This window comes from Kocuria sp. 2SI (genome assembly GCF_005502825.1).
GTDB lineage: Bacteria > Actinomycetota > Actinomycetes > Actinomycetales > Micrococcaceae > Kocuria > Kocuria palustris.
In genome coordinates this window covers 199,243-224,383 of record NZ_SCNB01000002.1, presented here as the reverse complement: position 1 = coordinate 224,383, position 25,141 = coordinate 199,243, and the positions used below count along the sequence as shown (strand labels likewise).

Below are 25,141 nucleotides of genomic sequence, written 5' to 3'. Positions count from 1 at the left end.
CGGCCGTTAGGCTCGAGCAGAGTCCGATCGCCCCGCACACGGATGCCGTCTCACCGCGGCTGCCAGGGCACCGCAGATCCCCTTCGGAAGGAATCATCATGGGCAAGATCCACGACAACGTCACCCAGCTCATCGGCGGCACCCCGCTGGTGCGACTCAACGAGCTCGACAAGGACCTCCCCGGCAACATCGCCGTGAAGCTCGAGTTCTACTCCCCCGCACACTCCGTCAAGGACCGCATCGGCCGCGCGATCGTCGACGCCGCCGAGGCCTCCGGCGAGCTGCGCCCCGGCGGCACCATCGTGGAGGGCACTTCCGGCAACACCGGCATCGCGCTGGCCATGGTCGGGGCGGCCCGCGGCTACAAGGTCATCCTGACCATGCCGGAGACCATGTCCACCGAGCGCCGCGCCATGCTGCGCGCCTACGGTGCCGAGATCGTCCTGACCCCGGGTGCCGACGGCATGCGCGGGGCGGTCGAGAAGGCCCGCGAGCTCGTCGAGTCCTCGGACAACGCCATCCTGGCCCGCCAGTTCGAGAACGAGGCCAACCCTAAGGTCCACCGCGAGACCACCGGCCCGGAGATCTGGGAGGACACCGACGGCCAGGTCGCCGTCTTCGTCGCCGGCATCGGCACCGGCGGCACCATCACGGGCGCCGGCTCCTACCTCAAGTCGCAGAACTCGGATGTGCGCGTGGTCGCCGTCGAGCCGGCCGACTCCCCGATCCTCACGCAGGGCAAGGCCGGCCCGCACAAGATCCAGGGCCTGGGCGCCAACTTCGTCCCGGACGTCCTGGACCGCGAGGTCTACGACGACGTCTACGACGTCGAGGTCGACGACGCCGTCCGCGTGGCGCGTGAGCTCGGCACCAAGGAGGGCATCCTCGGCGGCATCTCCACCGGCGCGAACGTCTTCGCGGCGCTGGAGGAGGCCAAGAAGGAGGAGAACCGCGACAAGCTGATCGTCACGGTGGTCTGCGACTTCGGCGAGCGCTACATCTCCACCGTCCTGTACGAGGACATCCGGGGCTGATCCCCGCAGCGACCTCTGAACGCGCCGAGCACCGGCGCGGTACGGTCCCGACGGACCCGCGTGCTCCCCTCCCTGCCTTCGACGGGGTCGACGAGCGGCGGGTCCGTCGCCTTCCCCGACCTCCTGCGATCTCCCCTCGGTCCCTGCCGGCCGGGACGGATGCCGCTGGACCCACCGCCCCGCCGGGCTCCGCCCGCCCGGTGACGCTTCGATGAGGAGATCCGTGAGCTTTCTCAGCAGACTGCGCGAGGACATCGACACCGCGCGCGCCTTCGACCCCGCCGCCCGCTCGGACGTCGAGATCGTCGTGAACTACTCGGGGCTGCATGCCATCTGGCTGCATCGCCTCTCGCATCGGCTCTGGGAGCGGGAGCAGACCAAGGGCGTGGCCCGCACGGTCTCCCAGCTCGGGCGCTTCCTGACCGGCGTGGAGATCCACCCGGGCGCCACCATCGGGCACCGGTTCTTCATCGACCACGGCATGGGGATCGTGATCGGCGAGACCGCAGAGATCGGCGATGACGTCATGCTGTATCAGGGCGTGACCCTGGGCGGCACGTCGCTGGCCAAGGTCAAGCGCCACCCCACGATCGGCGACGGCGTGACCGTGGGCGCCGGCGCCAAGGTCCTGGGCGACATCGAGATCGGCAGCGGCTCGGCCGTGGGCGCCAACTCGGTGGTCGTCAAGGACGTCCCGGAGGACTCGGTGGTCACCGGCATTCCCGGCAAGGCCCGAGCCCGCACCCCGGACAAGCAGGAGCCGCTGGTGGATCCGGCCGCCTACATCGATCCGGCCATGTGGATCTGAAGTCTTCCGGTTCACGACGACGGCCCCGGACTCTCGTTCACGAGAGTCCGGGGCCGTCGTCGATCCGGCTGCCGGAGCCCGAGGGCCCCGACGGCTCGGGTCAGCTGTCGATCTCGGAGCGGTCGCCGCTCCACAGCGTGTGGAAGGCACCTTCGGAGTCGGTGCGCAGGTAGGTGTGCGCACCGAAGTAGTCCCGCAGGCCCTGGGTCAGGGCGGCGTTGGAGCGGGGGCGGCGCAGGCCGTCGTAGTACGACAGCGACGAGGCGAAGACCGGGGCCGGGATGCCGCGGTTGGTGGCCTCCACGACCACGCGGCGCCACGACGGCAGGTACTCGGCGATGACGTCGCGGAAGGCCGGTGCGAACAGGAGGTTGCGCGGGGCGGTCTCCTTGTCCTTGTAGGCGGCCATGATGTCCTCGAGCAGCTCGGCGCGGATGATGCAGCCGGCGCGCCACAGCGAGGCGATGACGTCGAGCTGCAGGTCCCAGTCGTGCTCGGCCGAGGCCGCATCCAGCATCTCCAGGCCCTGGGCGTAGGCCACGAGCTTGGAGCAGTACAGAGCGCGGCGGACGTCCTCGATGAAGGCTGCGTCATCCACGGTGCCGGGCTCGGGAACGCCTGCGGCCAGGACCTCCTGGGCCTCCAGGCGGGTCTCGCGAGCGGTGGAGGACAGGGCGCGGGCGAAGACGGACTCGGCGATGCCGGTGACCGGCGAGCCCAGCTCGAGGGCGGCCTGCACAGTCCAGGTGCCGGTGCCCTTCATGGCTGCGGCATCCACGATGACGTCGACCAGGGGCTTGCCGGTGCGGGAGTCCACCTGCTTGAGAACCTCGGCGGTGATCTCGATCAGGTAGGAGGACAGCTCGGTGCTGTTCCACTGCGTGAAGATCTCGGCCTGCTGAGCCGGCTCGATGCCGCCGACCTGGCGCAGCAGCTCATAGGCCTCGCCGATGACCTGCATGTCGGCGTACTCGATGCCGTTGTGGACCATCTTCACGAAGTGCCCGGCGCCGTCGGTGCCGATCCAGGCGCAGCAGGGCTTGCCGTCCCCGGGGGCGTCCGCGGCGATGGACTCGAGCATGGGGCCCAGGGAGTCGTAGGACTTCTGCGAGCCGCCCGGCATGATCGACGGGCCGTTGAGCGCGCCCTCCTCGCCGCCGGAGACGCCGACGCCCACGAAGTGCAGGCCCTTCTCCGCAAGCGCCTGCTCGCGGCGGATGGTGTCCGGGTAGTGCGAGTTGCCGCCGTCGATGATGATGTCGTCCTCGTCCAGCAGCGGGACGAGCTGTTCGATCACGGAGTCCACAGGGGCGCCGGCCTTGACCATGATGAGGATGCGGCGCGGCTTCTCGAGCGAGTCCACGAGCTCCTGCACGGTCTCGGTGCGGATGAACTCGCCCTCGTCGCCGTGCTCGGCGATCAGGGCATCGGTCTTGCCGACCGAGCGGTTGTGCAGGGCCACTGTGTAGCCGTGGTGCGCGAAGTTGCGGGCGAGGTTGGCGCCCATCACCGCGAGTCCGGTGACGCCGATCTGAGCTTTCTTCTCTGAAGTCATGGGCCTCAGCCTAGTCCGGGGGCCGGACAGCCCTCCATGGGTACTGCTTGTTGCCCCGGCAGTGCTCGAGCAGGCCATGGTCGGGCCGGTGGCATGGGAGAATCTGCTCGTGGAGCAGACCATCGTGATGACGGGCGCGAGCCGCGGAATCGGCTGGATCGCGGCGCAGCGGCTGCTGGCCGAACGGCCCGGAGCGCATCTGGTGATCTTCAGCCGCGGCCCTTCCCGTGAGCTCGTCGACCAACCAGCGGTGCTCGATGGAAGGCTGTCGAGCATCGGCTGCGACCTGTCCTCGCTGCCCAGCACGCGCGATGCCGCGGACGCCGTGCTCCAGAAGCTGAGCGCGGGCGGCCTCCCGCCGCTGGGAGCCCTGGTCTGCAACGCCGGCGTCCAGCACACGAACGCGTGCACGCAGACCGACGACGGCTTCGAATCGACCTTCGCGGTCAACGTGCTGGCGCACCACGTCCTCATCCGGCGGCTGCAGAGCGCCCTGTCCCCGCAGGGCAGGATCGTGGTGACCGTCAGCGACACCCACTTCGGCGATCTGCGGCACAACCTCGGCATGGTGCCGGGCCCGCGCTGGCAGCCGGTCGAGGCTCTGGCCCGCCCGGGGGCCTTCGACAGGCCGAGCAGCACGACTGCTGGTCGCAGGGCCTACTCGACCAGCAAGCTCGCGTCGATCCACCTCATCCATGAGTTCGCGCGCCGCTTCCCCTCCGGGCCGACCATCGTGGGGTTCAACCCTGGCTTCGTCCCCGGCACCGACCTTGCCCGCGAGGCCGATGTCGCATCTCGCCTCGTCATGCGACGAATCATGCCGCTGCTGGCTGTCACCCCGCTGGCGAGCACTCCGGAGCAGGCCGGCAGCTGGCTCGCCTCCGTCGTCACCGGAGACCTGGAGGCGCCCACGGGCGCCTACATCGACCGCGACACCGTGCAGAGGTCCTCGGCGCAGTCGTACGACGCCCGGCGCGAGCTCGAGGCCTGGGACGCCGTGGAACGGCTGACTCAGAGCCGACTCTGATCCCTACCCGTCGCAGCATGTCCGCCGCACATGGGCGGATGGATGAGACGCAGGCCCTGCGAGTGCTGGAAGGCCCTTGCGTTCGATGCCTGATCATGGAGCTTGTCAGAGAGCTGTCCGAGGAGCCGAGACCGCAGACTTGGGAGCTGGCCTCCGAGCATGACCTGCATCGCGGGGACAAGCTCGCGGCAGCCCCTGTCGACCGGACCGGTCTCCTTGCCTGGGCCCAGCGGACGCGGGCGGCGGAAACCCGCAAGCGACGTCGCCGGCACCGGCCGTGGAAGCCCTGGTCCTCCGAGCGCGGCGACTTGTCCGCGTGCACCGCGCGACGGCGCGTGGGTCATCCCGGGCGGGAGCGCTAAGGGGCGCGGGGGCGGCTGCATGAAGCTGCCGGTGCTCACCTACCTGGAACCGGCCGGCCGTGCGCTGGCCGGGGACAGCACCACATCCACGGAGATCGCCGGCTGGCGCCCCGACACCACGTACAGGCTGCGCGAGGTCCCAGTGCCCGCAGCCCCCGCCCCGCGCAGTGCCCAGCATCCGCAGGACGACCACTGGAGTCGGGCTGAGGCGAACCGCGGGGCACACGAAGTGCTCGGCGACTCAGCAGCCGTCGTCCACGCACCGAGGTCGGCCAGGATCTGCCGCGGATGACGGCCTGGGGCTGCTCGCGCATTGGAATCGCCGGACGCACAGGCGCCGGCTCCGGCGGTTCTCAGATCCGGCCCGGAGCGGTGAGCCGGGCCAGCACGGCAGCGGCCAGGTACCGCATGCGTCCGGTGACGGTGCCCGGGTCGTAGCCCAGCAGATCGCACAGCGCCTCGTGGCGGGACTGCACCGTCGAGTGGTGCATGCCCAGGGTGCTCGCCGCCGCGCGGATGCTCTCGGAGGTGACGAGCGCCTGCAGCACCTCGAGCTGCCGGTCGTCGAGCCGGAGGAGGGTCGCGACGTCGCGCGGAGGGTCCTGCGGGTCGCAGCTCTGCGCCAGCAGCAGCACCGACCCCAGATCGGCCGCATCCACGACCGGTTGCTCCTCGGGCTCGGTGAGGCGCATGGCGATCACCGCAGGGCTCCAGGACGACGGCGCCTCGGCGGGATCCGTCCAGATGCCGATCCCGCCGCGCGGCGGGAGCTCGGTCGTCGTGCCGCTGAGAGACGCAGCAGTCAGCGTCGCGCGCAGGATCCCGAACTGGGAGGGCATGATCGCCGAAGGCCCCGGCCGCCAGACCGCCGCCGGCGCTGGCGCTGGCACCAGCGATCATCAGCCGCTGCGGATCGATCATCTCCGGGGTGATCACCGGCAGCTGCTCGGCGATCGCGTTCATCGAGGCCTCGGTCTCGGCGTCGAAGGGCGGACGGTGCGTGATGCTGGACATCAGGGTTCCTCATTCCTCGCCGCGGCGTCGGAATCACGCTCCCACCAGCCGGGGATGTTGCGGAACCGCCGGATGCGGCAGGTTGCGGGCAATCGCTCCGCCATGCGCGCACCATGGGGCGCATGATCTGCACCAGCACCCAGGTTGTCGCTGATAGTTTTTCGGATGTGATCGATCCGATCTGGACCCTGCGCCGCCCGACGCCGTCCGATGCCCACGAGCTCGCCCGGGTGCACACCCAGTGCTGGCGCGAGACCTATGGGATGCGCCTTCCCACCGACCCCACTGAGGCCTCGGCACTGGAGCGACGGCAGGAGCTGTGGTCCGGCCTGGTGCGAGACGAACCAGATGGTCAGCGGCTCATGCTGGCCGAGGCGGGCGACGAGGTCATCGGCTTCGCCATGGCAGTCCCGACGGATCACGACAACCCACCGAGCACGCAGCTGCGCATGCTCTATGTGCTGCGCAGACACCACGGTTCGGGAGCGGGACAGGCGCTCCTGGACGCCGTCGTCGGCTCCGAGCCCTGTCAGCTGTGGGTCGCCCGGGAGAATCCGAGCGCCCACCGCTTCTATCGGCGCAACGGCTTCGTGCCCGATGGGACCGAGAAGCAGGACGAGCGTGCCGGCGGCCTGTGGGTGATGCACTGGGTCCGACAGCGGATGCCCGCTGTGGTGGGCCCTGCCGGGATCGAACCGACGACACCTGCGGTGTAAACGCAGTGCTCTGCCAGCTGAGCTAAAGGCCCTGGATGTGGCGGCATCGGGTGGACGACTTCTGCAGCCGTCAGCACCCGATGCTGACGCAAATGTTACCCCCGAGTCGGCTCTTATGTGACGCTCCGACAACGATTCCTGATGCGGAAGCTGGTGTCTTCCATCACGTCGGCTGTGAAGACGTCCTCCTGGCCCTGGGCCCCTCAGGGTCGACGGCCGCGTGCGCCCTCGCTCAGCGGGGCTTCGGCTGCGGCCAGGAACTCCGCGACCTGCGCGTCGATCTTGACCGAGGCATCGGCATCCGAGCGGGTCTGGCCGTGGTTGACGATCACCACGGGGATGCCCGCTCGCACAGCTCGGCGCACGAATCGCCGCGCCGAGTGCACGGTCAGCGAGGTCCCCAGCACCAGCAGGGCCTGAGCCAGCTCGGTCTGATGCCAGGCGGCGGCGACGTCGTCGGGATCAGCGCTCTCGCCGAAGAACACCACGTCCGGCTTGACCACGCCCCCGCAGACCGGGCAGTCCGGCACGCGGTAGGCGTCGCCGGCATAGGCGACCTCGGCATCGGCGTCCGGGGCGAAGTCGATGTCGGCGGGATCCGCCGAGGCCGCTGCGGCCTCGGGGTTCAGCGCGTCGAGCCGATCCGACCAGACAGTCCGTGGGATGAGCGTTGCGCAGGCCATGCAGCGCACGCGGTCGTAGCGCCCGTGCAGGTCGATCACGCAGCGCGAGCCGGCGCGCTCGTGCAGCCGGTCGATGTTCTGTGTGATGACCGCCCGCACTGCTCCGGCGGCTTCGAGCCGGGCAAGGCTGCGGTGCGCGGCGTTCGGCTCGGCGCGCTGCAGGTTCCGCCACCCGATCTGGTTGCGCGACCAGTAGTGCGCTCGGCGCTCGGGCGAGCCCGTGAACTCCTGGAAGCTCATGGGCTGGCGCGGCTGGGCGTCAGGTCCGCGGTAGTCCGGGATCCCGGACGCCGTGGACATGCCCGCGCCCGAGATGACGAGGGCCTCCCGCCCGGCCAGCTGCTCGAGGGCGGCCGGAAGCCCGGCTTCGAGGCTCAGAGCCTGCGGATCGGGGAACAGGTCCGGCTCATCGCGGGGGCCGTATCCGGCCCGCAGGATGCGGACAGGAGGGCTCACGCGGTGGGTGCCGGCAGCTTGGCCAGCGCCTCGCGATAGCGCTCGACGGGCCTCTGCGAGGTGATCTCCGAGGTGAAGCGGTCGAGCACGATGCCGTCGGCATCGATCAGGAAGGTCGTGCGGCTGGCCATGCCGGTGGTCTCGTCGAACACACCGAAGGCGCGTGCGGTCTCGCCGTGGGGCCAGAAGTCGGAGAGGAGGTCGAACTCCAGGGACTCCTCGCGACTGAAGGCCTTGAGGACGTACTGGGAGTCCGTGGAGACCGCCAGCAGGAGGGCATCGGCCTCCTGGACCTCATCCATCATGTCCTGCAGCTGGCACATCTCCCCCGTGCACACTGAGGAGAAGGCGAACGGATAGAAGACCAGCGCCACGGGCCGGCCGAGGTGCTCAGCGAGCGTCACGGCCTCCCCGTACTGGTTGTTCAGCGTGAAGTCGGGCGCGAACTGGCCGATCTCGATCATGGGTCTCACCTCGCCGCGTCCGGGATCGGCCGAGACGGCCGACTCCGGTGCAGATCATCGTGGGTCTGGGGGTCCGTGCAGCGGCGCGGAGGCCGCCTGCTCGTCAGTGATTGCGCTTGGGCGCCAAGCGCAGCGCGGTCCAGTCCTCGCTCACGCCTGCACGCGAGGTGGTGTGCAGTCCGGCCGTGGAGCTCGAGGACTCGACGTCCGCGGGGCTGACATGGCCGTCGCGACCGGGCTTGGGCGTGAGGAGCCAGACGGCTCCGCCCGTGTCGAGCTGCGTCTGAGCGTCGACCAGCGCGTCGATGAGGTCGCCGTCTCCGTCGCGCCACCACAGCAGCACGGCATCCACGACGTCCTGATCGTCCTCGTCGAGCATCTGCGACCCGATCAGGTCCTCGATGCGATCCCGCAGATCGAAGTCGACGTCGTCGTCGTAGCCGAACTCCTGCACGATGGCGTCCTCAGGCAGCTTGAGCTCGCTCATCGCGTCGTCTGCGGCGGCCTTGGCCTCGCCCACGTCACTCTCCTTCACCGGGCCCTCCCGCCGGGAGGTGCACCGAAAGACATGCCGCTCAGTCGCGGCCAGTTGTGCTGCCGGATCGCAGGACGCGGTCCGGCCCTCGACGCAACACAACACCTGTTGGCCGCTGCGTGCAAGGCGACTGGCAACCAGAGCCCGTCATTGGCGCTGCCAGCGAACCCGTGACGACGGCTTCGACCCCACCCGGCCCGACTGTGACCAGAGACGCATGACAAGTCCCATGACAGGAGGTCAAGGCGTGGACGCACGAGACGGCAGAATGTTGGATGATGGTCTGAGGACTTCCGGCGGGGCGCGCCCCAACACGCGGCGCAGCTGCCGCCAGGACCGCCGCCGCACTCGACGAAGAGAGGTTGATCGTGGCATCCGAGAGCAACAATCACATCCTGAGCGGGCTCACCAGCCAGCTGACCGACTCCAACACGGAGGAGACGGAGGAGTGGGTCGAGTCCCTGAGGGACCTCGTGAAGACCCAGGGCACCGAGCGCGCGCAGTACATCATGCGCGCCCTCCTGCAGGATGCGGGCGCCCAGGGCGTCGGCGTCCCCATGGTCACCACCACCGACTACATCAACACGGTGCCCGTCGACCAGGAGCCGGACTACCCCGGCGACGAGGAGATCGAGCGCCGCTACCGCGCCTACATGCGCTGGAACGCCGCGATGATGGTCCAGCGCGCCCAGAAGCCGGAGATCGGCGTGGGCGGGCACATCTCGTCCTTCGCCGGCGTGGCCACGCTCTACGAGGTCGGCCAGAACCACTTCTTCCGCGGCCCGGATCATCCCGGCGGCGGCGACCAGATCTTCTGGCAGGGCCACTCCTCCCCGGGCAACTACGCCCGCTCCTACCTCGAGGGCCGTCTCAGCGAGGAGGACCTGGACGGCTTCCGCCAGGAGAAGACCAAGGAGGGCCATGCGCTGTCCTCCTACCCGCACCCGCGCATGATGCCGGACTACTGGCAGTTCCCGACCGTCTCCATGGGCAACGGCCCCATGGACGCGATCTACCAGGCCCAGTTCAACCGGTACCTCGAGAACCGCGGCATCAAGGACACCTCCGAACAGCACGTCTGGGCCTTCCTGGGCGACGGCGAGATGGACGAGCCCGAGTCGCGCGGCGTGCTGCAGGCCGCCGCCAACGACAAGCTCGACAACCTGACCTTCGTGGTGAACTGCAACCTGCAGCGCCTGGACGGCCCGGTGCGCGGCAACGGCAAGATCATCCAGGAGCTCGAGGCGTTCTTCCGCGGCGCCGGCTGGCACGTCATCAAGGTCATCTGGGGCCGCGAGTGGGACGAGCTGCTGAAGAAGGACAAGACCGGCAAGCTCGTCCAGATCATGAACCAGACCCTGGACGGCGACTACCAGACCTACAAGGGCGAGTCGGGCGCGTTCATCCGCGACCACTTCTTCGGCCAGACCCCCGAGACCAAGGAGCTCGTCGCGGACCTGTCCGACGACGACCTCTGGAACCTAAAGCGCGGCGCGCACGACTACTTCAAGATCCATGCCGCCTACAAGGCCGCCATGGAGTTCAAGGGCCAGCCGACCGTCATCCTGGCGCAGGGCGTCAAGGGCTACGGCCTGGGCCCGCACTTCGAGGCCCGCAACGCCACGCACCAGATGAAGAAGCTGACCGTGGAGGACCTCAAGGCCTTCCGCGATCACCTGCGCATCCCCATCGAGGACGAGCAGCTCGAGGACCCGTACGACGCCCCGTACTACCACCCGGGCATGGACTCCCCCGAGATCCAGTACATGCTGGAGCGCCGCAAGGAGCTCGGCGGGTTCCTGCCCGAGCGCCGCCACGAGCAGAAGGAGATCACCCTTCCCTCGGACAAGGCCTACGCCTCGGCCAAGAAGGGCTCCGGCAAGCAGCTGGCCGCCACCACCATGGCGCTGGTCCGCACGCTCAAGGACCTCATGCGCGAGAAGGACTTCGGGCACCGCATCGTGCCGATCGTCCCGGATGAGGCCCGTACGTTCGGCATGGACTCGTTCTTCCCCACGGCCAAGATCTACAACCCCAACGGGCAGAACTACATGCCGGTGGACCGCGAGCTGATGCTGTCCTACAAGGAGTCCGCACAGGGCGTGATCCTGCACCCGGGCATCAACGAGGACGGCGCCACGTCGCAGTTCCTGAACGCGGGCACCTCCTACGCCACTCACGGCGAGGCGATGATCCCGTTCTACCTCTTCTACTCGATGTTCGGCTTCCAGCGCTCCGGCGACGTCTTCTGGGCGGCCGCCGACCAGCGGGCGCGCGGATTCATCATCGGCGCGACCGCAGGGCGCACCACGCTGACCGGCGAGGGCACCCAGCACGCGGACGGCCACTCCCCGATCCTGGCGAACACCAACCCGGCTGTGATCACCTACGACCCGGCCTACGGCTACGAGATCGCCCACATCGTCAAGCGCGGCATCGAGCAGATGTACGGCACCGCCGATGAGGATCACGACGTCATGTACTACCTCACGGTGTACAACGAGCCGATCCAGCAGCCGGCCGAGCCGGAGGACGTCGATGTCGAGGGCATCCTCAAGGGCATCTACCACCTGAAGGCCTCCGAGCAGGAGGGCCCCCGCGCCCAGCTGCTGGCCTCCGGCGTGGCCGTGCCCTGGGCGCTCGAGGCCCAGAAGCTGCTGGCCGAAGACTGGGGCGTGTCCGCCGACGTCTGGTCGGTGACCTCCTGGACCGAGCTGCGCCGCGATGCCATGGCCGCGGAGAAGGACGCGTTCCTGAACCCGTCGGAGGGCGTGCGCACGCCGTACGTCACCCAGGCGCTGGCCGGTGCCGAGGGCCCGATCATCGCCTCGACGGACTACGCCTCCGAGGTCCCGGACATGATCCGCCAGTACGTCCCGAACGATTTCGCCACACTGGGCGCGGACGACTTCGGCTTCGCGGACACGCGTGCCGGTGCCCGTCGCTGGTTCCACATCGACTCGCACTCGATGGTGGTGCGCGCTCTGCAGATGCTGGCCAAGCAGGGCGAGGTCGACTCGGACGCCCCTCAGAAGGCGATCGAGAAGTACGACCTGCTCAACCCGAACGCCGGCACCTCCGGCAACGCGGGCGGCGACGCCTGATCAGCTCAGGCGACGGCAGTCGGCAGGAGGTCCGGGGCGCTCGCCCCGGGCCTCCTGTCGTATCCTGGCCGTCATGGCGAAGGACACCTCGACGGACTCCGATTCCCGCTCCGGCGGCGCGCTGCTCGGCGGGAGCCGGTGGATCCGCGGCGCCAAGTCGACCGGCGGCAGGCCTGCGCGCTCGTCCCGACGCAGCGCGCGGCGCGCTGAGCCCATGCCGGGACGCAAGACCCTCGACCGGGTCCGAGCCAACGTGGCGCCGCTGTCGGATGTGGCGATCGACCGGCTGGGCGAGGACCTGCCCTGGTTCGCCGAGCTGCAGCCCAAGGACCGCTCCGAGCTCGGGCTGATGGCCCAGCGCGGCATCGCCGGCTTCGTGACGTGGTGCGAGGATCCGGAGGACGAGAAGTTCCTCCTCACGATGTTCCGCGAAGCGCCCACGGATCTCACCACCGCGATCTCCCTGCACCAGGCCCTGCAGGTGCTGCGCGTAGTGGTCGACGTCGTCGAGGACCGGGTCCCCGAGCTGGCCACGGGAAGCGACGCCGCCGTCCTGCGCGACGGCGTCCTGCGCTTCTCCCGCGACATCGCCTTCGCCGCCGCCGACATCTACGCCCGTGCCGCCGAGAACCGCGGCTCCTGGGATGCTCGCATGGAGTCCGTCGTCGTCGACGGCCTGCTCAGCGGCGAGCGCAGCGAGACCCTGCGCTCCCGCGTGGCCGCCCTGGGCTGGGACTCCAAGGGCCCGGTCACGGCTGTGGTCGGCAGCAGCCCCGAGCAGACCAGCCCGGCCGTGGTGGCCCGCATCCGACGCGTGGCCACCCGGCACGCCTCGGATGCGCTCGTGTCCATCCAGGGCGATCGTCTCCTGCTGATGCTCGCGGACATGCAGCGCACCGACCGCGCCCTGGCCCGGCTCGCCGCCCTGTTCGGCCCCGGCCCGGTCGTCTACGGGCCGGAGGCCGACTCGCTGTTCTCGGTGGTCGCCTCCTCCGAGCCGGCTTCCGCCGGGCTCGAGGCAGCCCATGCCTGGCCCGCCGCCCCGCGCCCGGTGCACTCCGAGGAGCTGTGGCCAGAGCGCCTGATGACCGGGGACCCGCTGGCCCGCGCGGCGATCGTGGAACAGATCCACGCGCCGCTGGCGGCCTCGACCACCGGGCTCGAGGAGACCCTGTCGACCTACATCTCCGTGGGCCACTCCCTCGAGGCCACCTCGCGCGAGCTCTACGTCCACGCCAACACCGTGCGCTACCGCCTGCGGCGGATCACTGACCTCACCGGCTGGGATCCGCTCGTGCCCCGCGACGCGTTCGTGCTGCACTGCGCGCTGGTGGCCGGCCGGCTCGCCTCCAGCTCCGCCGCGCGCAGCGGCCCCGGCGCAGCTGGAGGCCCCGCACAGCCGCCCCGACCGGCGCGCCGGAGCCCGGGCGAGGCGCCGTCGCAGGCCTTGTAGGGAGTCGACAAAGCTCCGACGGGGCCTTCGTGCGAGCCGCAGGTCGCTGCGCGTTCCCCGATCTGGTGGAATTCACGGGTGATTGCGATCCTCTGCCCAGGACAGGGCGCCCAGAAGCCAGGAATGCTCGCCGAGTGGCTGCCGCTGCCCGGCGTGCGGGAGCACCTCGAGCGGCTCTCCCGCGGTGCCGACCTCGACCTCATCCACTACGGGACCGAGGCCGATGCCGAGACCATCAAGGACACTGCGGTCGCCCAGCCGCTGATCGTGGCGGCCGGGCTGGTGGCCGCGCGCCTGCTGCGCAGCGAGCTCGACGGCCGCGACGACCTCCTGTTCGCAGGCCACTCTGTCGGCGAGATCACCGCCTCCGCCCTGGCCGGCGCGCTGAGCGAGGACGACGCCATGAGCTTCGTGCGCACCCGAGCCACCGCCATGGCCCAGGCCGCCGCCGCCGCGCCCACCGGCATGTCCGCGGTCCTCTCCCCGCAGGAGGACGTCACCCGCGAGGCCATCGAGGCCGCTGGACTGACCCCGGCCAATGCCAACGGCTCCGGGCAGATCGTCGCCGCCGGCTCGCTCGAGGCCCTCGAGGCCTTCGCCGCGAACCCGCCGGAGCGCTCGCGCGTGGTCCCGCTGAAGGTCGCCGGCGCCTTCCACACCGACTACATGGCTCCTGCCCTGGAGCCGCTGCGCGAGCTCGCCGGGTCGCTGTCTCCGCAGGACCCCGCCTCGGTCCTGCTCTCCAACCGCGACGGCCGGGCCGTCGCCTCCGGGCAGGCGAACCTGGAGTCCCTCATCGAGCAGGTCTGCCGCCCCGTGCGCTGGGACCTGTGCATGGAGGAGATGAAGCGCCGCGAGGTCACCCAGCTCATCGAGCTGCCGCCCGCGGGTACGCTCGTCGGACTGGCCAAGCGCGCCATGCGCGGCGTGCCGGCCGTGGCCGTGACCTCGGCCGAGGCCCTCGAGGACGCGCGCAGTGCGCTGTCCTGAGCCCGCGGCCGCGCATCGGTCCATCCACTACTTCCAGGAGACGCCCGCATGGTGACGCTGAACCAGTACACCCCGACCGCCCACTCCCGCATCCTGGGCCTGGGCGCCTCCCGACCGGATGTCACCGTCACGAACGACGACATCTGCCAGTGGATCGAGTCCTCGGACGAGTGGATCCGACAGCGCACCGGCATCGTCACCCGCCACCGCGCCGATGAGTCCACCAGCGCTCTGGACATGGCCCTGGAGGCCTCGCGCGAGGCGCTCGAGGCGGCCGGGATCCAGGGCTCGCAGCTCTCCGCGGTGATCGTCGCCTCGATCTCGCATCCGTACCAGACCCCGTCCATGGCCGCCGTGCTCGCCGATCAGCTGGGCGCCACGCCCGCTGCGGCGTTCGACGTCTCGGCGGCCTGCGCCGGATACTGCTACGGCGTCGCCCAGGCCGACGCCCTGATCCGCTCGGGCATGTCCGAGCACGTGCTGGTCGTGGGCGTGGAGAAGCTCTCCGACGTCATCGACAACGGCGAGCGCTCGATCAGCTTCCTGCTCGGCGACGGCGCCGGCGCGGCCGTCGTGGGCCCCTCGCAGACGCCCGGGATCGCCCCCACCGTGTGGGGCTCGGACGGCTCCAAGGCCGAGGCCATCCGCATGACGCACCCGCTGACGGATCTGCGCCTGATCGATCAGGGGCAGCCGCGGCCCTTCCGCGCCGATCTGGCGGACAAGGAGACCGGCGAGATGCCGGCCGACGCCCCGCTGTCGCCGACCCTGCGCCAGGACGGGCAGACCGTGTTCCGTTGGGCCTCCTTCGAGGTCGCCAAGCGGGTCACGCAGGCGCTCGAAGCTGCCGGGATCGGACCCGAGGATCTGGGCGCCTTCATCCCGCACCAGGCCAACATGCGGATCATCGACCAGATGGCCAAGGTGCTGAAGCTGCCCGAGTCGGTCGTCATCGCCCGCGACATCGCCGATGCCGGCAACACGTCGGCGGCCTCCGTGCCGCTGGCCGCCCACCGCCTGCTCAAGGAGCACCCGGAGCTGTCCGGCAAGCCCGCCCTGCAGGTCGGATTCGGCGCCGGACTCGTGTTCGCCGCCCAGGTGGTGATCCTGCCCTGAGCCCTCCGCTGCGGGCCTCGTGCCTGCAGCCAGCGGCTCCCCCGCCTTCCGATCCGCAAGCGGCCGACGACCTCCTCCCGATGAGGCAGTCGTTCGAGGATCGGGCTCCACGCTCAGCGGCCGGCCCGCCCGTAGAGTTGAGATCGCAGTGACAACGTAGATCGCCGGGTTCGCACCGCGAGCCGGAGATCACCGGTCGGCGACCGCCGACCGACGCGATTGGGAACGGCCCTCTCGAGGGCCAGACGAAAGGAAGACAGCATGGCGAGCAAGGAAGAGATCCTGGCAGGTCTGGCCGAGATCGTGAACGAGGAGACCGGCCTGGAGACCGAGGCCGTCCAGCTCGACAAGAACTTCACCGAGGACCTGGACATCGACTCCATCTCGATGATGACCATCGTCGTGAACTGCGAGGAGAAGTTCGAGGTGACCATCCCGGACGAGGAGGTCAAGAACCTCAAGACCGTTCAGGACGCCGTCGACTTCATCGACAACGCCCAGGGCTGATCGGCCCACCGGAACCGCAGGCCGAGCGCGCCGCCGCCCCGTCGTGCCACGTCACGACGCAGGCGGCGCGCCGGCCGCGGACTCCCGGCCCCTCCACCCCTGAGATCAGGAAGCAGCAGCGCACATGACCCGTAAAGCAGTAGTCACCGGACTCGGAGCCACCACGCCCATCGGCGGCACCGTCCCCGAGCTGTGGCGCAACGCCCTGGCCGGAGTCTCCGGTGTCTCCGCGATCGACGCCGAGTGGCTCGAGCTCTACCCCACGAGCTCGCGCATCGCCGCCTCCGTCTCGACCCCCGCCTCCGAGGCGCTCTCCCGCGTGGAGGCCAAGCGCCTGGATCCGTCGGGGCAGCTGTCCCTGATCTCCGCCCGCGAGGCCTGGGCCGACGCCGGCTTCTCCGGCGCCGACGCCGAGCTCTCCGATGAGGTCGACCCCGAGCGCCTGGCCGTCGTGTTCGGCACGGGCATCGGCGGCGCCTGGACCCTGCTCGATGCCTGGGACACCATGCGCGAGCGCGGCGTCCGACGCGTCATGCCCATGACCGTCCCCATGCTCATGCCCAACGGCAACTCCGCCACGATCGGCATGGCTCTGAAGGCCCGCGCAGCCGCCATCACCAGCGTCTCCGCCTGCGCCTCCGGCACTGAGTCCTTCTACCAGGGGCTCATGCTCATCCAGACCGGCAAGGCCGACGTCGTCGTGGTCGGCGGCGCCGAATCTGCCAACCACCCCGTGAACTTCGCGGCTTTCGGCGCCATGCAGGCGCTGTCCACCCGCAACGACGAGCCCGAGCGCGCCTCCCGTCCGTACGATATCGACCGCGACGGCTTCGTCATGGCCGAGGGCGCCGGTGCGGTGGTCATCGAGTCCGAGGAGTTCGCCAAGGCCCGCGGCGCCCGCATCTACTGCGAGCTCGCAGGCGCTGGCCTCAGCGCCGACGCCCACCACATCACGGCCCCCGACGACACCGGAGCCGGTGCGGCCCGCGCCCTGCGCGAGGCGCTGCGCGAGGGGGATATCGCCCCCGAGGACGTCATCCACGTCAACGCGCACGCGACCTCCACCCCCAAGGGCGACCTCCCGGAGGCCACCGCCATGCGGGCGGCGCTGGGCGATGCGATCGACGGCATCCCCGTCTCGGCGACCAAGTCCATGACCGGGCACATGCTCGGCGGCTCCGGCGCCGTGGAGGCGATCCTCACGATCAAGGCGCTCACCGAGCGCACCGCGCCGCGGACCATCAACCTGGACAACCAGGATCCCGCGATCGATCTCGACGTCGTGACCGAGCCGCGCGAGCTGCGCTCCGGCGACGCGACGGCCCTGTCCAACTCGTTCGGCTTCGGCGGTCACAACGCCGTGGTGGCCTTCCGCTCCGTCTGAGTCGGCTTCTGCTGCCGGGACGATGCCCGGAAAGCATCGACGGCCCCGCACCTCGAGGTGCGGGGCCGCAGTCGTTCCGGGCCGCAGTCGTCGAGTGGCCTTGCAGTGCGATTCAGCGGTGCTCACTCATTCGAGTGGTGCGGCAGTGTGCGTCCGACGCCCCGAACGCACATTCCGACGCCCCTCGATTCGGCTGCTCACACGCAGGCCCCACTCGATAGTGGGGAGGCGGAGGGGCTGCTCGTTCCGGGTGAGGGATCAGCGGCCAGGCGTCAGGTCCCGCAGAACAGGCCCGCGAGGCCCGGGACTCTCAGGAGACCCGGTGGAGCCAGCGGACGGGGGCGCCCTCGGCGGCGAGGCGGAACGGCTCGAGCTCCTCGTCCCATGCCTCGCCCAGAGCCAGTGAGAGCTCGTTGACCACCAGGGCGGGGTTGCCATGGGAGTTCTCGAAGGCGTAGCGGATGCGGTCCTCGCAGACCACCACGTTGCCGGCGGCGTCGGTGGTGGCGTGGAAGACGCCCAGGTCAGGGGTGAAGGACCAGCGGGATCCGTCGGCTCCGGGCGAGGGCTCCTCGGTGATCTCGAAGCGGATCTTCCCGAGCGTGCGCAGGGCGGAGGCCATCAGCGCGCCGGTCCCGGCCGGTCCGGCCCAGGTGAGCTCGGCGCGCAGAGTACCGGGCTCCGCCTCCTGGGCGGTCCAGTCCAGTGCGGTGCGTCCCCGCGCGAGCGCCTCGAGCGCCCACTGGATATGAGGGCACAGCGCCTGCGGGGCGGAGTGGATGTGAAGCACTCCCCGCGTGATCGTGGTCGACATGACGTGTCCCTCCGACGTGTAGGTGCGTCTTCCCCAACGACCTTCACGAGTTCCAGAAGCGACAAGGACCCTTCAGCCCGCGTCTGCCGATGCGGTTCGATCGGGGAGGATTCGAGGCCTCCGGGATCGTCCCGCGATGAAATTTTCTGTCCTGCGGCGCCCCACCGTGCTGATGGATTCGAGGTCATCAGACATAGGAGCAGTCTCATCTTTCTCGATCGATGACTCTGCCGTCAACTCGGCGGCGAAGTGTACGACGGACTCCGACGTCATAAGGACGTCGATGACACCGCGCTTCGGCTCCGCGAGGGGCTTAGGCCCGGGGATGCGCCTGCTGGAAGGCGGCCCCCAGCCGGTCGACCGAGACGTGCGTGTAGATCTGGGTGGTCGACACGGACTCGTGGCCGAGCAGCTCCTGGACGCTGCGCAGGTCGGCGCCGCCGTCTAGCAGGTGGGTGGCCGCTGAGTGCCGCAGCGCGTGGGGGCCCCGGGCGGCAACGTCCGGGCGGGCCGCGAGCTCCCGATCGACGATCTCGCGGATCTGCCGGGTGCCCAGACGTCCTCCTCGGGAGCCGAGCAGCAGAGCCGGGCCGCTGGCCGGGGAGCTCAGCTCAGCGCGCCGGCTCAGCCATCGCTCGAGCGCGGCATCGGCCGGCGCGCCGTAGGGGACGACGCGCTGCTTGTCGCCCTTGCCGGTCACTCGCAGGGTCCGGCGCTGCCGATCCAGGTCATCGACATCCAGGCCGGACAGTTCCGCGACGCGGACGCCGGTGGCCCACAGCAGCTCGACGATCGCCAGGTCGCGGGAGGCCAGCGCCCGGTCCCGCTCCGAGGACTTCGCGTCCTGGGCTCGGGCGGCGAGATCGTCGAGGATCGCCTGCAGGTCGCCGGCACCCACGACCTCGGGCAGGTGGGAGCCGCGCCGAGGCGCCTTGAGGCGCAGGGTCGGGTCTGAAGGCGTGCGCCCGGTCGCGGTGGTCCACCCGAAGAAGGTGCGCAGGGCGGAGGTGCGACGAGCCAGGGTCGACGCCGAGGCCCCGTGCGCATGCAGCTCGGCCAGCCAGCCGCGCAGCACGCTCAGGTCGATCTGCTCCACCGCAGCTTCCCGACGACGGGCCCACGCCAGCATGAGCTCGAGATCGGCCGTGTACGCCGTGATGGTGGCCTCGCTGCGCGAGCGCTCGAGGCGCAGGTGCTCGCCGAACTGCGCGAGCAGCCGGGACTCGGCCTCGGTGGAGTCGTCAGCCGCTGAGTCGTGCGGTGCGGCGGGGGGCGGACCGGCGTGGGACATGCCTCCGATCCTATGACGGTGCAAGCCGGCCTATCGGATCCTCGGCCTGCGCCACAGGCCGTCGCGCTCCATGGCCAGGCCGTCGCGCTCGAGGCGGCGCAGGGCACCGAGCAGGAGGCGCACCGGCAGCCCGGTGGCGGAGACCAGGGCGTCGATGCTCGCACCGCTGCGCACGGGCAGGGCATCGGCGAGCATGCGGTCCTGCTGGCTGAGCCCGTCGAAGATCTGCCGCTGCTCGGCCGGTGCGGACTCGGCGACTGCTCCCAGGGGTTCCAGCAGGGACAGGACCTCCTCGACGTCGCTGACCAGGACCGCCGCGCCCTCTCGGATGAGGCGATGGCACCCGGCCGAGGCGGCCGAGTGGATGCTTCCGGGCACGGCACCGACCGGTTTGGAGAGCTGGTCCGCGTGATGCGCGGTGTTCTGCGCCCCGGAGCGCCATCGCGACTCCGTCAGCACGGTCGCCGCCGACAGCGCCGCGATCAGCCTATTGCGGTCCAGGAACCGGTAGCGCGCCGGCATGGTCCCCGGTGGCGACTCGGAGACCACCGTGCCCTCCGCGCACACCCGCTCGAGCAGCTCCTGGTTCCCGCGCGGGTACAGCCGGTCGACGCCGCCGGCCATCACGGCGACCGTGTGGACGGGACCGACCCCGGTGGCCAGAGCAGCTCGGTGCGCCGCCTCATCCACCCCATAGGCTCCGCCGGAGACGATCGTGCGACCGCGCGCGGCCAGGGCCCCCGCCAGATCGAAGGTGATGCTGCGCCCGTAGCTGGTGACGTCGCGGGAGCCGACGATGGCCACAGCATCGCGCGGCCATCGGCCCAGCGCGGTGCGTCTCCCTCGGCCCCACAGAGCCACCGGCGACTGCAGGCCGAGCTGGTCGAGCTGCGCCGGCCAGTCGTCGTCCTCGGGAACGCACAGCCACCCGCCGACGTCCTCCAGGGCGCGCCGATCGGCATCCGTGTCCACGACCGTGGCCCGTGCCTTCCAGCGCTGCGCTGCCGTGGCCATGCTCCCGCCCACCGCTTCCGGGGCGCGCTGCATCGCCTGAGTCAGGGCGAGGCTCTCCTCGGCGCTCAGGCGGCGTCCGCTGGACACGATCTCCCAGGAGACGACGGGTCCCAGGGCCTTGATCAGCACATGGCCGATCGCATCCCGCGGCTCGATCACGCGGGACAGGCCCGCCCGCGCTCGGCGGATGAGCTGCTGGTCCTCGAGGGTCATGGTGATCTCCTGATCCGGTGCATGGAGGGGCGGTTCACGCCAGGGAGCTGGCGCGGAAGTGCAGGGCGGTGTCGACGTCGTCGGCGGTGGGGCCGTCGCGAGCCTCCAGGTCGGCCAGCGTCCAGGCCACGCGAAGCACCCGGTGCATGCCGCGGGCGGTCAGCGCACCGCGCTCCATCTCCCGCTCGAGACCCGCCATCACGGACGCGGCGCTGCGCAGGGGCCCGCTGAGCAGGGAGGACGTGAGCTCCGCATTGGTGCGCAGCCCGTGAGGTCGCAGCCGCTCGGCCTGGACGGCACGAGCTGCGGCCACTCGGCGCGCCACGTCTGCGCTGGACTCCCCCGTCTGCCCGGCCGTGAGCTCGGCATATCTGAGCGCCGGAACCTGCAGCCGCAGATCCACCCGGTCCAGCAGCGGCCCCGACAGCTTCCCGAAGTACGCCCGGCGCTGAGCCGGCGTGCACCGGCAGTCCTCGCCCTTGCCGCTCGAGCGTCCGCACGGACACGGGTTGGCCGCCAGGACGAGCTGGAAGCGCGCGGGATAGGTGGCGCTGGCGCTCGAGCGGTCGATCCGCACGTCACCGGTCTCCAGGGGCTGGCGCAGGGCGTCGAGCACGCCGCGGTCGAACTCGGGCGCCTCGTCCAGGAACAGCACCCCGCGATGCGCCCGGGACACCGCCCCGGGCCGGGGAATGCCGGAGCCTCCGCCCAGCAGTGCTGCGGCCGAGGTCGAGTGGTGCGGAGCCTCGAACGGCGGGCGGCGGATCAGCCGCCGCCTGGGCCCCACCAGCGTCTCCAGCGACCGCACGGCGGTCACCTCGGTGGCCGCCTCATCGTCCAGCTCCGGCAGGATGCTCGGCAGACGGGAGGCCAGCATGGACTTGCCCGCCCCCGGCGGTCCGGTCAGCAGCAGGTGCAGGGATCCGGCCGCTGCGATCTCCAGTGCCATGCGTGCTTCCGCCTGACCGGCCACATCGCACAGGTCGGGAAGCGGTGCCTCCTCCTCGTCTGCGACGCCGACCGAGGTGGCGGACTGGCTGGCTGGCCTGCGAAGCGGCCGCGGATCCGCGCCGAACTCGGCGGCGGCATCGGCCAGGCAGTCATAGGCGCGCACCTGGGCCCCGGTCACGAGCGCGGCCTCCTCCGCGTTGGCCGTGGCGACGACGATCCGGTCATAGCCGGCGCGCACCGCTGCCAGCACGGCGGGAAGCACCCCGCGCACGGGTCGCAGCGCTCCGTCCAGGGAGACCTCCGCCAGGTAGACCACACCGGGCGGGGCTGCGAGCTGTCCGTCGGCCTGCAGCGCGGCCATGGCGATCGCCAGGTCGAAGCCGCTGCCGCGCTTGGGCAGCGTGGCAGGGGAGAGGTTCACGGTGATGCGCCGCGGGCTCAGGGGGATCCCGGCATTCCGGGCGGCCGAGCGCACGCGGTCGCGGGATTCCTGGACCGAGGCATCTGGCAGTCCCAGGATGGTGAACGCCGGGATCTGCGAGCCGATGTCCGCCTCGACCTCCACGACCGTGCCCTCCAGCCCGATCAGCGCCACCGACAGGCTGCGCGCGTAGCCCGGACCGCTCATGCTGACCCCCTCCGATGCCCCGGACCTCCCGGGTGGCCTCAGGGTGGATCACTGACCGGCTCGTCGGATCTCTACCGAGCCGATGCAGGAGGGCTCGTCCCGGAGGCGGCAGAAGCAGCAGCCTGTGGAGCCGCGACGCCCGCGCGGTTCCACCTCCGGCATCCGGCCGGGTCTCCGGCCTCCGGTCGCCGGCATCCGGTGCCCGGCCGCGGCGGCGAGGCTCCTCCCCGGCTCGTCGCCGGCAGCTCGGGCTCCGCAGATGCTGGTCGCGCCCGAGTGCCGCGGCTCAGTGCAGCCCCGCGCGGTGCTCCAGCCGGACCCGCTCGTGTTCCGGGCCGCCGAGCAGCAGCACGGCGATCACATCCACTCGCCGAGCGGCCGTCCAGCCCCGCTCGCCCGCCCAGGCCGCAAGCAGAAGGTGCAGCCGCCGCAGCCTGATCTCATCGACCGCCTCGAACGGATGGCCGTAGTAGGTGCCGCGCCGCGTCTTGACCTCCACGCCCACGAGCACGGCCTCACACTGCACGATCAGGTCCAGCTCCCCGCGCACGCCGTGGTGCGTCGGCCGGGCATGCCAGTTGCGCTCCAGCACCTGGGCCCCGCGACGCACCAGGAAGGCCTCGGCCAGCCGCTCCCCCTGCTCCCCCAGCTGCAGCCTCGATCCGCTGCCCTCCTTCGGCATGAGCTCCCCCGTCCGTCGTCGTCCCTTGGGGCCCAGGATGACGACACCCGCACGGGCGGACCAGAGCCGCCCTGCGTCTGTGGACGAGGTTCAGCTCCGAAGACCGAGCTTCCAGCTGCGCCGGTGGTGCTCGGTGACCCCGCGCTCGAGCAGGGCCGCTCGGTGCGCGGCGGCGCCGTAGCCCTTGTTGCGCGCCCATCCGTAGGCCGGGTGCTCGGCATCCAGAGCCTGCATCAGGGCGTCCCGCTCGACCTTGGCCAGCACGGAGGCACCGGCGATCGAGGCGCAGGTCATATCGCCCTTGACCTGTGTGCGCACCGGACCGTCCCATGCAGGGGCCGCATCGGAGTCTGCGGCCAGCGCCAGCAGGTCGCTCGGCGGGCTGAGCCAGTCATGGGAGCCGTCGAGCAGCACGAGGTCCGGCTGCGCCGTCGGGTCCAGGTCCTCCAGCGCCCGTCGTCCGGCCAGGCGAAGAGCCCCGACGATCCCCAGCGCGTCGATCTCCGACGGCGAGGCCATGCCCACCGCCGAGCCGACGGCCCACGAGCGGATCTGCGGCACCAGCTCCTGGCGCACGGCCGGGCGCAGCAGCTTGGAGTCGCGCACGGCGCTCGGCGCCCCGGGCGTCGAAGCGGACACGACCGCCACGCCGACGGCCACCGGACCGGCCAGCGCCCCGCGACCCACCTCGTCCATGCCCGCGATCCGTGCGCCGGCGGGAAGAGCCTCGAGCAGGGAGCGCTCGAGCTCGAGTGTGGGGGCCGCACTCACCGCCACGGCGGCTGGGGGCCGAGGGCTGCGGCCCGGGACTCGTCGTAGACCCAGGTGCCGTCCGGCAGCGGCCCCATGCGATCCAGCGGCCAGCCGACGACGAACGCGGTTCCCTCGACCCGGTCGTGGCTCACGAAACCCTGATCGGTGTTGAGCACATCGCGGGAGTCGTGCGAGACGGAGCGGTAGTCGCCCAGCACGAAGTACTGATCATCCGGGACGATGACGTCGAACTCGATGTCGGAGGCGATCTCACCGGGGTGCAGGTAGGCCTCGGCCTCGTCGATCGGGACCTCGTTGACCATGATCCGCCCCTGGGCGTCGCAGCAGGAGACCCGGTCGCCGCCGACCCCGACCACCCGCTTGACGTCGTGGTCCAGCGAGCGATCTGGGGACAGCCCGAAGAAGGACAGGGTCTGCTGCACGGGATTGGCCTCGCGTCGGTCCACGGGGCTCGCCGGGTCGCCGTCGAGGCGCCGGAACACGATGACCTCACCGCGATCAGCACCGGAGACCGTCAGATCCAGCACGTTGGCGAACACCCGGTCCCCTGGCCGCAGCGTCGGCTCCATGGCCTCATCGGTGACCAGATATCCGCTGACCAGCACGTGCTGGGACACGAACGTCATCAGCAGGCCGGCCATCACCACAGTCGCGACATCGCGGGCCGACTGCATGCCGCGGCTGCGCTCGGGCTGCGACGCATCCGCGCCTCGCACGCGGCGACCGGTGGGCCTGCGGCGCATGGGCACGCCGTCCGAGCGCACCGCAGGAGCGTCCCGCACGCCGACCCACTGGGCGGGCGCCGAGACCTCCGCCTTCTCCTGCTCGGGAGGCGATGACTGCGACGACGGCGAGCCGGTCATCAGGACGGGTCGGGGACGTCGGCGAAGGTGTCGGAGGGGTTCGACAGCCAGGTCCACCGATCGATAGGCCACAGGATCGAGAAGGCCGAGCCCACCACGTCGTCGTGGCTGACGAACTCGGTGCCCTGCTCGATGTGGTACCGGGAATCGGCGGAGGCCGAGCGATGATCGCCGAGCACGAAGTAGCTGTCCTCCGGGACGGTGACCTCGAACGGGATCTCCGAGGGCTCGTCGCCCTCGTACAGGTAGGGCTCGTCCAGCTCCTGCCCGTTGACCGTGATCCTGCCGTCCGCGGAGCAGCAGGTGACGGTGTCGCCCTCGGTGCCGATGACGCGCTTGATCAGGTACTGCTTGGAGCGATCGGGCGCCAGCCCCACGAACTCGAGGCCCTGGCGCACGGGGTTCGAGGAGGTCTCGGCGGCCGGCAGCCAGCCCTGGGTGTCCTCGAAGACGGCGATGTCCCCGCGCTCGAGCGGTCCCGCCCACGGCTCGGCGACGTTCACGCCGATCTTGTCCTGCAGCTGCAGCGTGTTCTCCATGGACCCGGAGGGGATGTAGAAGAGCCGGAACAGGAACGTCTTGAGCAGGAAGGAGATGATCAGGACCACCAGGATCGTGATCAGGATCTCCTTGAGCATGCCGCCCGACGAGCCGCTCTTCTGCGCCTTCTCGGGGGTGCTCGACGCGGGCTGATCGCTCACAG

General features: G+C 70.7%; 24 protein-coding genes and 1 tRNA gene. 11 read left to right on the top strand and 14 right to left on the bottom strand.

Annotated features, from left to right (window positions below; genetic code table 11):
- The first annotated feature begins 98 nt into the window (after positions 1 to 98).
- Both cysK and epsC read left to right on the top strand, forming a co-directional pair.
- The gene (gene cysK, locus FFS25_RS02220; RefSeq protein ID WP_137801756.1) at positions 99 to 1,034 is read left to right on the top strand and encodes a cysteine synthase A; all 936 of its coding nucleotides are present in this window, start codon (positions 99 to 101) and stop codon (positions 1,032 to 1,034) included.
- A gap of 223 nt (positions 1,035 to 1,257) precedes the next feature.
- Complete coding sequence (gene epsC / locus FFS25_RS02215) at positions 1,258 to 1,842, top strand: serine O-acetyltransferase EpsC (RefSeq protein ID WP_058871204.1); 585 nt, start codon at positions 1,258 to 1,260, stop codon at positions 1,840 to 1,842.
- Positions 1,843 to 1,942: 100 nt separating this feature from the next.
- Here epsC and gnd read toward each other — a convergent pair whose 3' ends face one another.
- Positions 1,943 to 3,397: an NADP-dependent phosphogluconate dehydrogenase gene (gnd, locus tag FFS25_RS02210; RefSeq protein WP_058871205.1), complete on the bottom strand. Its 1,455-nt coding sequence runs from the start codon at positions 3,395 to 3,397 to the stop codon at positions 1,943 to 1,945.
- Positions 3,398 to 3,506: 109 nt separating this feature from the next.
- Between gnd and FFS25_RS02205 the strand changes: the two genes are divergently transcribed.
- Positions 3,507 to 4,424 carry an SDR family NAD(P)-dependent oxidoreductase gene (locus FFS25_RS02205; protein ID WP_137801755.1) on the top strand — a complete coding sequence of 306 codons (918 nt, stop codon included), beginning with the start codon at positions 3,507 to 3,509 and terminating at the stop codon, positions 4,422 to 4,424.
- A gap of 715 nt (positions 4,425 to 5,139) precedes the next feature.
- On the opposite strand, the gene FFS25_RS02200 is transcribed toward FFS25_RS02205, so the two are convergent.
- Complete coding sequence (locus tag FFS25_RS02200) at positions 5,140 to 5,487, bottom strand: helix-turn-helix domain-containing protein (protein ID WP_171004061.1); 348 nt, start codon at positions 5,485 to 5,487, stop codon at positions 5,140 to 5,142.
- On the opposite strand from FFS25_RS02200, the gene FFS25_RS13355 reads away from it, so the two are divergent.
- Both FFS25_RS13355 and FFS25_RS13660 read left to right on the top strand, forming a co-directional pair.
- Complete coding sequence (locus FFS25_RS13355) at positions 5,477 to 5,926, top strand: hypothetical protein (protein ID WP_171004060.1); 450 nt, start codon at positions 5,477 to 5,479, stop codon at positions 5,924 to 5,926. The two genes, FFS25_RS02200 and FFS25_RS13355, sit on opposite strands and share 11 nt — an antisense overlap.
- Complete coding sequence (locus tag FFS25_RS13660; protein ID WP_349654404.1) at positions 5,914 to 6,516, top strand: GNAT family N-acetyltransferase; 603 nt, start codon at positions 5,914 to 5,916, stop codon at positions 6,514 to 6,516. Before FFS25_RS13355 ends, FFS25_RS13660 begins: the two co-directional genes overlap by 13 nt.
- Here FFS25_RS13660 and FFS25_RS02190 read toward each other — a convergent pair.
- From FFS25_RS02190 to FFS25_RS02175, 4 genes are all read right to left on the bottom strand, one after another.
- Positions 6,473 to 6,548: transfer RNA gene (locus FFS25_RS02190), tRNA-Val, on the bottom strand. The two genes, FFS25_RS13660 and FFS25_RS02190, sit on opposite strands and share 44 nt — an antisense overlap.
- Positions 6,549 to 6,719: 171 nt before the next feature.
- Entirely contained in the window at positions 6,720 to 7,655 is a 936-nt protein-coding gene (locus tag FFS25_RS02185; protein ID WP_137801753.1) for a Sir2 family NAD-dependent protein deacetylase, read from the bottom strand.
- Positions 7,652 to 8,119 (bottom strand): peroxiredoxin, encoded by a 468-nt coding sequence (locus tag FFS25_RS02180; RefSeq protein ID WP_006215105.1) that lies wholly within the window; start codon positions 8,117 to 8,119, stop codon positions 7,652 to 7,654. Before FFS25_RS02180 ends, FFS25_RS02185 begins: the two co-directional genes overlap by 4 nt.
- A 103-nt stretch (positions 8,120 to 8,222) precedes the next feature.
- Complete coding sequence (locus FFS25_RS02175; protein WP_006215104.1) at positions 8,223 to 8,639, bottom strand: DUF3052 domain-containing protein; 417 nt, start codon at positions 8,637 to 8,639, stop codon at positions 8,223 to 8,225.
- A gap of 383 nt (positions 8,640 to 9,022) precedes the next feature.
- Here FFS25_RS02175 and aceE point away from each other — a divergent pair, with 383 nt between their 5' ends.
- The 6 genes from aceE (at position 9,023) to FFS25_RS02145 (ending at position 17,208) form a co-directional block, all read left to right on the top strand.
- The gene (aceE, locus tag FFS25_RS02170) at positions 9,023 to 11,758 is read left to right on the top strand and encodes a pyruvate dehydrogenase (acetyl-transferring), homodimeric type (protein ID WP_137801752.1); all 2,736 of its coding nucleotides are present in this window, start codon (positions 9,023 to 9,025) and stop codon (positions 11,756 to 11,758) included.
- A 73-nt stretch (positions 11,759 to 11,831) separates the two neighbouring features.
- Complete coding sequence (locus FFS25_RS02165; RefSeq protein WP_137801751.1) at positions 11,832 to 13,211, top strand: PucR family transcriptional regulator; 1,380 nt, start codon at positions 11,832 to 11,834, stop codon at positions 13,209 to 13,211.
- Between the two features lie 78 nt (positions 13,212 to 13,289).
- Positions 13,290 to 14,201 (top strand): ACP S-malonyltransferase, encoded by a 912-nt coding sequence (locus tag FFS25_RS02160; protein WP_137801750.1) that lies wholly within the window; start codon positions 13,290 to 13,292, stop codon positions 14,199 to 14,201.
- Positions 14,202 to 14,249: 48 nt separating this feature from the next.
- On the top strand, positions 14,250 to 15,317 hold the full coding sequence (locus FFS25_RS02155) for a beta-ketoacyl-ACP synthase III (protein WP_137801749.1): 1,068 nt from the start codon (positions 14,250 to 14,252) through the stop codon (positions 15,315 to 15,317).
- Positions 15,318 to 15,578: 261 nt separating this feature from the next.
- Entirely contained in the window at positions 15,579 to 15,824 is a 246-nt protein-coding gene (locus tag FFS25_RS02150; protein ID WP_006215098.1) for an acyl carrier protein, read from the top strand.
- Positions 15,825 to 15,948: 124 nt separating this feature from the next.
- Positions 15,949 to 17,208 carry a beta-ketoacyl-[acyl-carrier-protein] synthase family protein gene (locus FFS25_RS02145; RefSeq protein WP_058871209.1) on the top strand — a complete coding sequence of 420 codons (1,260 nt, stop codon included), beginning with the start codon at positions 15,949 to 15,951 and terminating at the stop codon, positions 17,206 to 17,208.
- Between the two features lie 310 nt (positions 17,209 to 17,518).
- Here the strand turns inward: FFS25_RS02145 and FFS25_RS02140 are convergent, their stop codons facing one another.
- The 8 genes from FFS25_RS02140 to lepB (FFS25_RS02105) all read right to left on the bottom strand — a co-directional run bounded on the left by FFS25_RS02140 (position 17,519) and on the right by lepB (FFS25_RS02105) (position 25,139).
- Positions 17,519 to 18,022, bottom strand: coding sequence for a DUF3145 domain-containing protein (locus tag FFS25_RS02140; protein ID WP_053447201.1), 504 nt, complete (start codon positions 18,020 to 18,022; stop codon positions 17,519 to 17,521).
- A gap of 313 nt (positions 18,023 to 18,335) precedes the next feature.
- The gene (locus FFS25_RS02135; RefSeq protein ID WP_137801748.1) at positions 18,336 to 19,313 is read right to left on the bottom strand and encodes a tyrosine recombinase XerC; all 978 of its coding nucleotides are present in this window, start codon (positions 19,311 to 19,313) and stop codon (positions 18,336 to 18,338) included.
- A gap of 30 nt (positions 19,314 to 19,343) precedes the next feature.
- A complete protein-coding gene (gene dprA, locus FFS25_RS02130; RefSeq protein WP_137801747.1) occupies positions 19,344 to 20,540 on the bottom strand; it encodes a DNA-processing protein DprA in 1,197 nt (398 codons plus the stop codon).
- Between the two features lie 34 nt (positions 20,541 to 20,574).
- On the bottom strand, positions 20,575 to 22,119 hold the full coding sequence (locus FFS25_RS02125; protein ID WP_137801746.1) for a YifB family Mg chelatase-like AAA ATPase: 1,545 nt from the start codon (positions 22,117 to 22,119) through the stop codon (positions 20,575 to 20,577).
- Positions 22,120 to 22,405: 286 nt separating this feature from the next.
- Positions 22,406 to 22,801: a YraN family protein gene (locus FFS25_RS02120; RefSeq protein ID WP_137801745.1), complete on the bottom strand. Its 396-nt coding sequence runs from the start codon at positions 22,799 to 22,801 to the stop codon at positions 22,406 to 22,408.
- Between the two features lie 90 nt (positions 22,802 to 22,891).
- Entirely contained in the window at positions 22,892 to 23,572 is a 681-nt protein-coding gene (gene rnhB, locus FFS25_RS02115; RefSeq protein ID WP_249933726.1) for a ribonuclease HII, read from the bottom strand.
- Entirely contained in the window at positions 23,569 to 24,438 is an 870-nt protein-coding gene (gene lepB, locus FFS25_RS02110) for a signal peptidase I (RefSeq protein WP_137801743.1), read from the bottom strand. The genes rnhB and lepB (FFS25_RS02110) overlap by 4 nt, the downstream gene beginning before the upstream one ends.
- Entirely contained in the window at positions 24,438 to 25,139 is a 702-nt protein-coding gene (gene lepB, locus FFS25_RS02105; RefSeq protein ID WP_053447196.1) for a signal peptidase I, read from the bottom strand. Before lepB (FFS25_RS02105) ends, lepB (FFS25_RS02110) begins: the two co-directional genes overlap by 1 nt.
- Positions 25,140 to 25,141: the final 2 nt, after the last annotated feature.

Bases quoted from the DNA above. Each gene is read 5' to 3' on its own strand.
- gnd (WP_058871205.1), bottom strand. From the start codon at position 3,397: ATGACTTCAGAGAAGAAAGCTCAGATCGGCGTCACCGGACTCGCGGTG.
- FFS25_RS02155 (WP_137801749.1), top strand. From the start codon at position 14,250: ATGGTGACGCTGAACCAGTACACCCCGACCGCCCACTCCCGCATCCTG.
- FFS25_RS02150 (WP_006215098.1), top strand. From the start codon at position 15,579: ATGGCGAGCAAGGAAGAGATCCTGGCAGGTCTGGCCGAGATCGTGAAC.
- FFS25_RS13355 (WP_171004060.1), top strand. From the start codon at position 5,477: ATGGCGATCACCGCAGGGCTCCAGGACGACGGCGCCTCGGCGGGATCC.
- FFS25_RS02120 (WP_137801745.1), bottom strand. From the start codon at position 22,801: ATGCCGAAGGAGGGCAGCGGATCGAGGCTGCAGCTGGGGGAGCAGGGG.
- dprA (WP_137801747.1), bottom strand. From the start codon at position 20,540: ATGACCCTCGAGGACCAGCAGCTCATCCGCCGAGCGCGGGCGGGCCTG.
- cysK (WP_137801756.1), top strand. From the start codon at position 99: ATGGGCAAGATCCACGACAACGTCACCCAGCTCATCGGCGGCACCCCG.
- FFS25_RS02125 (WP_137801746.1), bottom strand. From the start codon at position 22,119: ATGAGCGGTCCGGGCTACGCGCGCAGCCTGTCGGTGGCGCTGATCGGG.
- FFS25_RS02180 (WP_006215105.1), bottom strand. From the start codon at position 8,119: ATGATCGAGATCGGCCAGTTCGCGCCCGACTTCACGCTGAACAACCAG.
- FFS25_RS02135 (WP_137801748.1), bottom strand. From the start codon at position 19,313: ATGTCCCACGCCGGTCCGCCCCCCGCCGCACCGCACGACTCAGCGGCT.
- FFS25_RS02145 (WP_058871209.1), top strand. From the start codon at position 15,949: ATGACCCGTAAAGCAGTAGTCACCGGACTCGGAGCCACCACGCCCATC.
- FFS25_RS02140 (WP_053447201.1), bottom strand. From the start codon at position 18,022: ATGTCGACCACGATCACGCGGGGAGTGCTTCACATCCACTCCGCCCCG.
- FFS25_RS02165 (WP_137801751.1), top strand. From the start codon at position 11,832: ATGGCGAAGGACACCTCGACGGACTCCGATTCCCGCTCCGGCGGCGCG.
- lepB (WP_137801743.1), bottom strand. From the start codon at position 24,438: ATGACCGGCTCGCCGTCGTCGCAGTCATCGCCTCCCGAGCAGGAGAAG.
- FFS25_RS13660 (WP_349654404.1), top strand. From the start codon at position 5,914: ATGGGGCGCATGATCTGCACCAGCACCCAGGTTGTCGCTGATAGTTTT.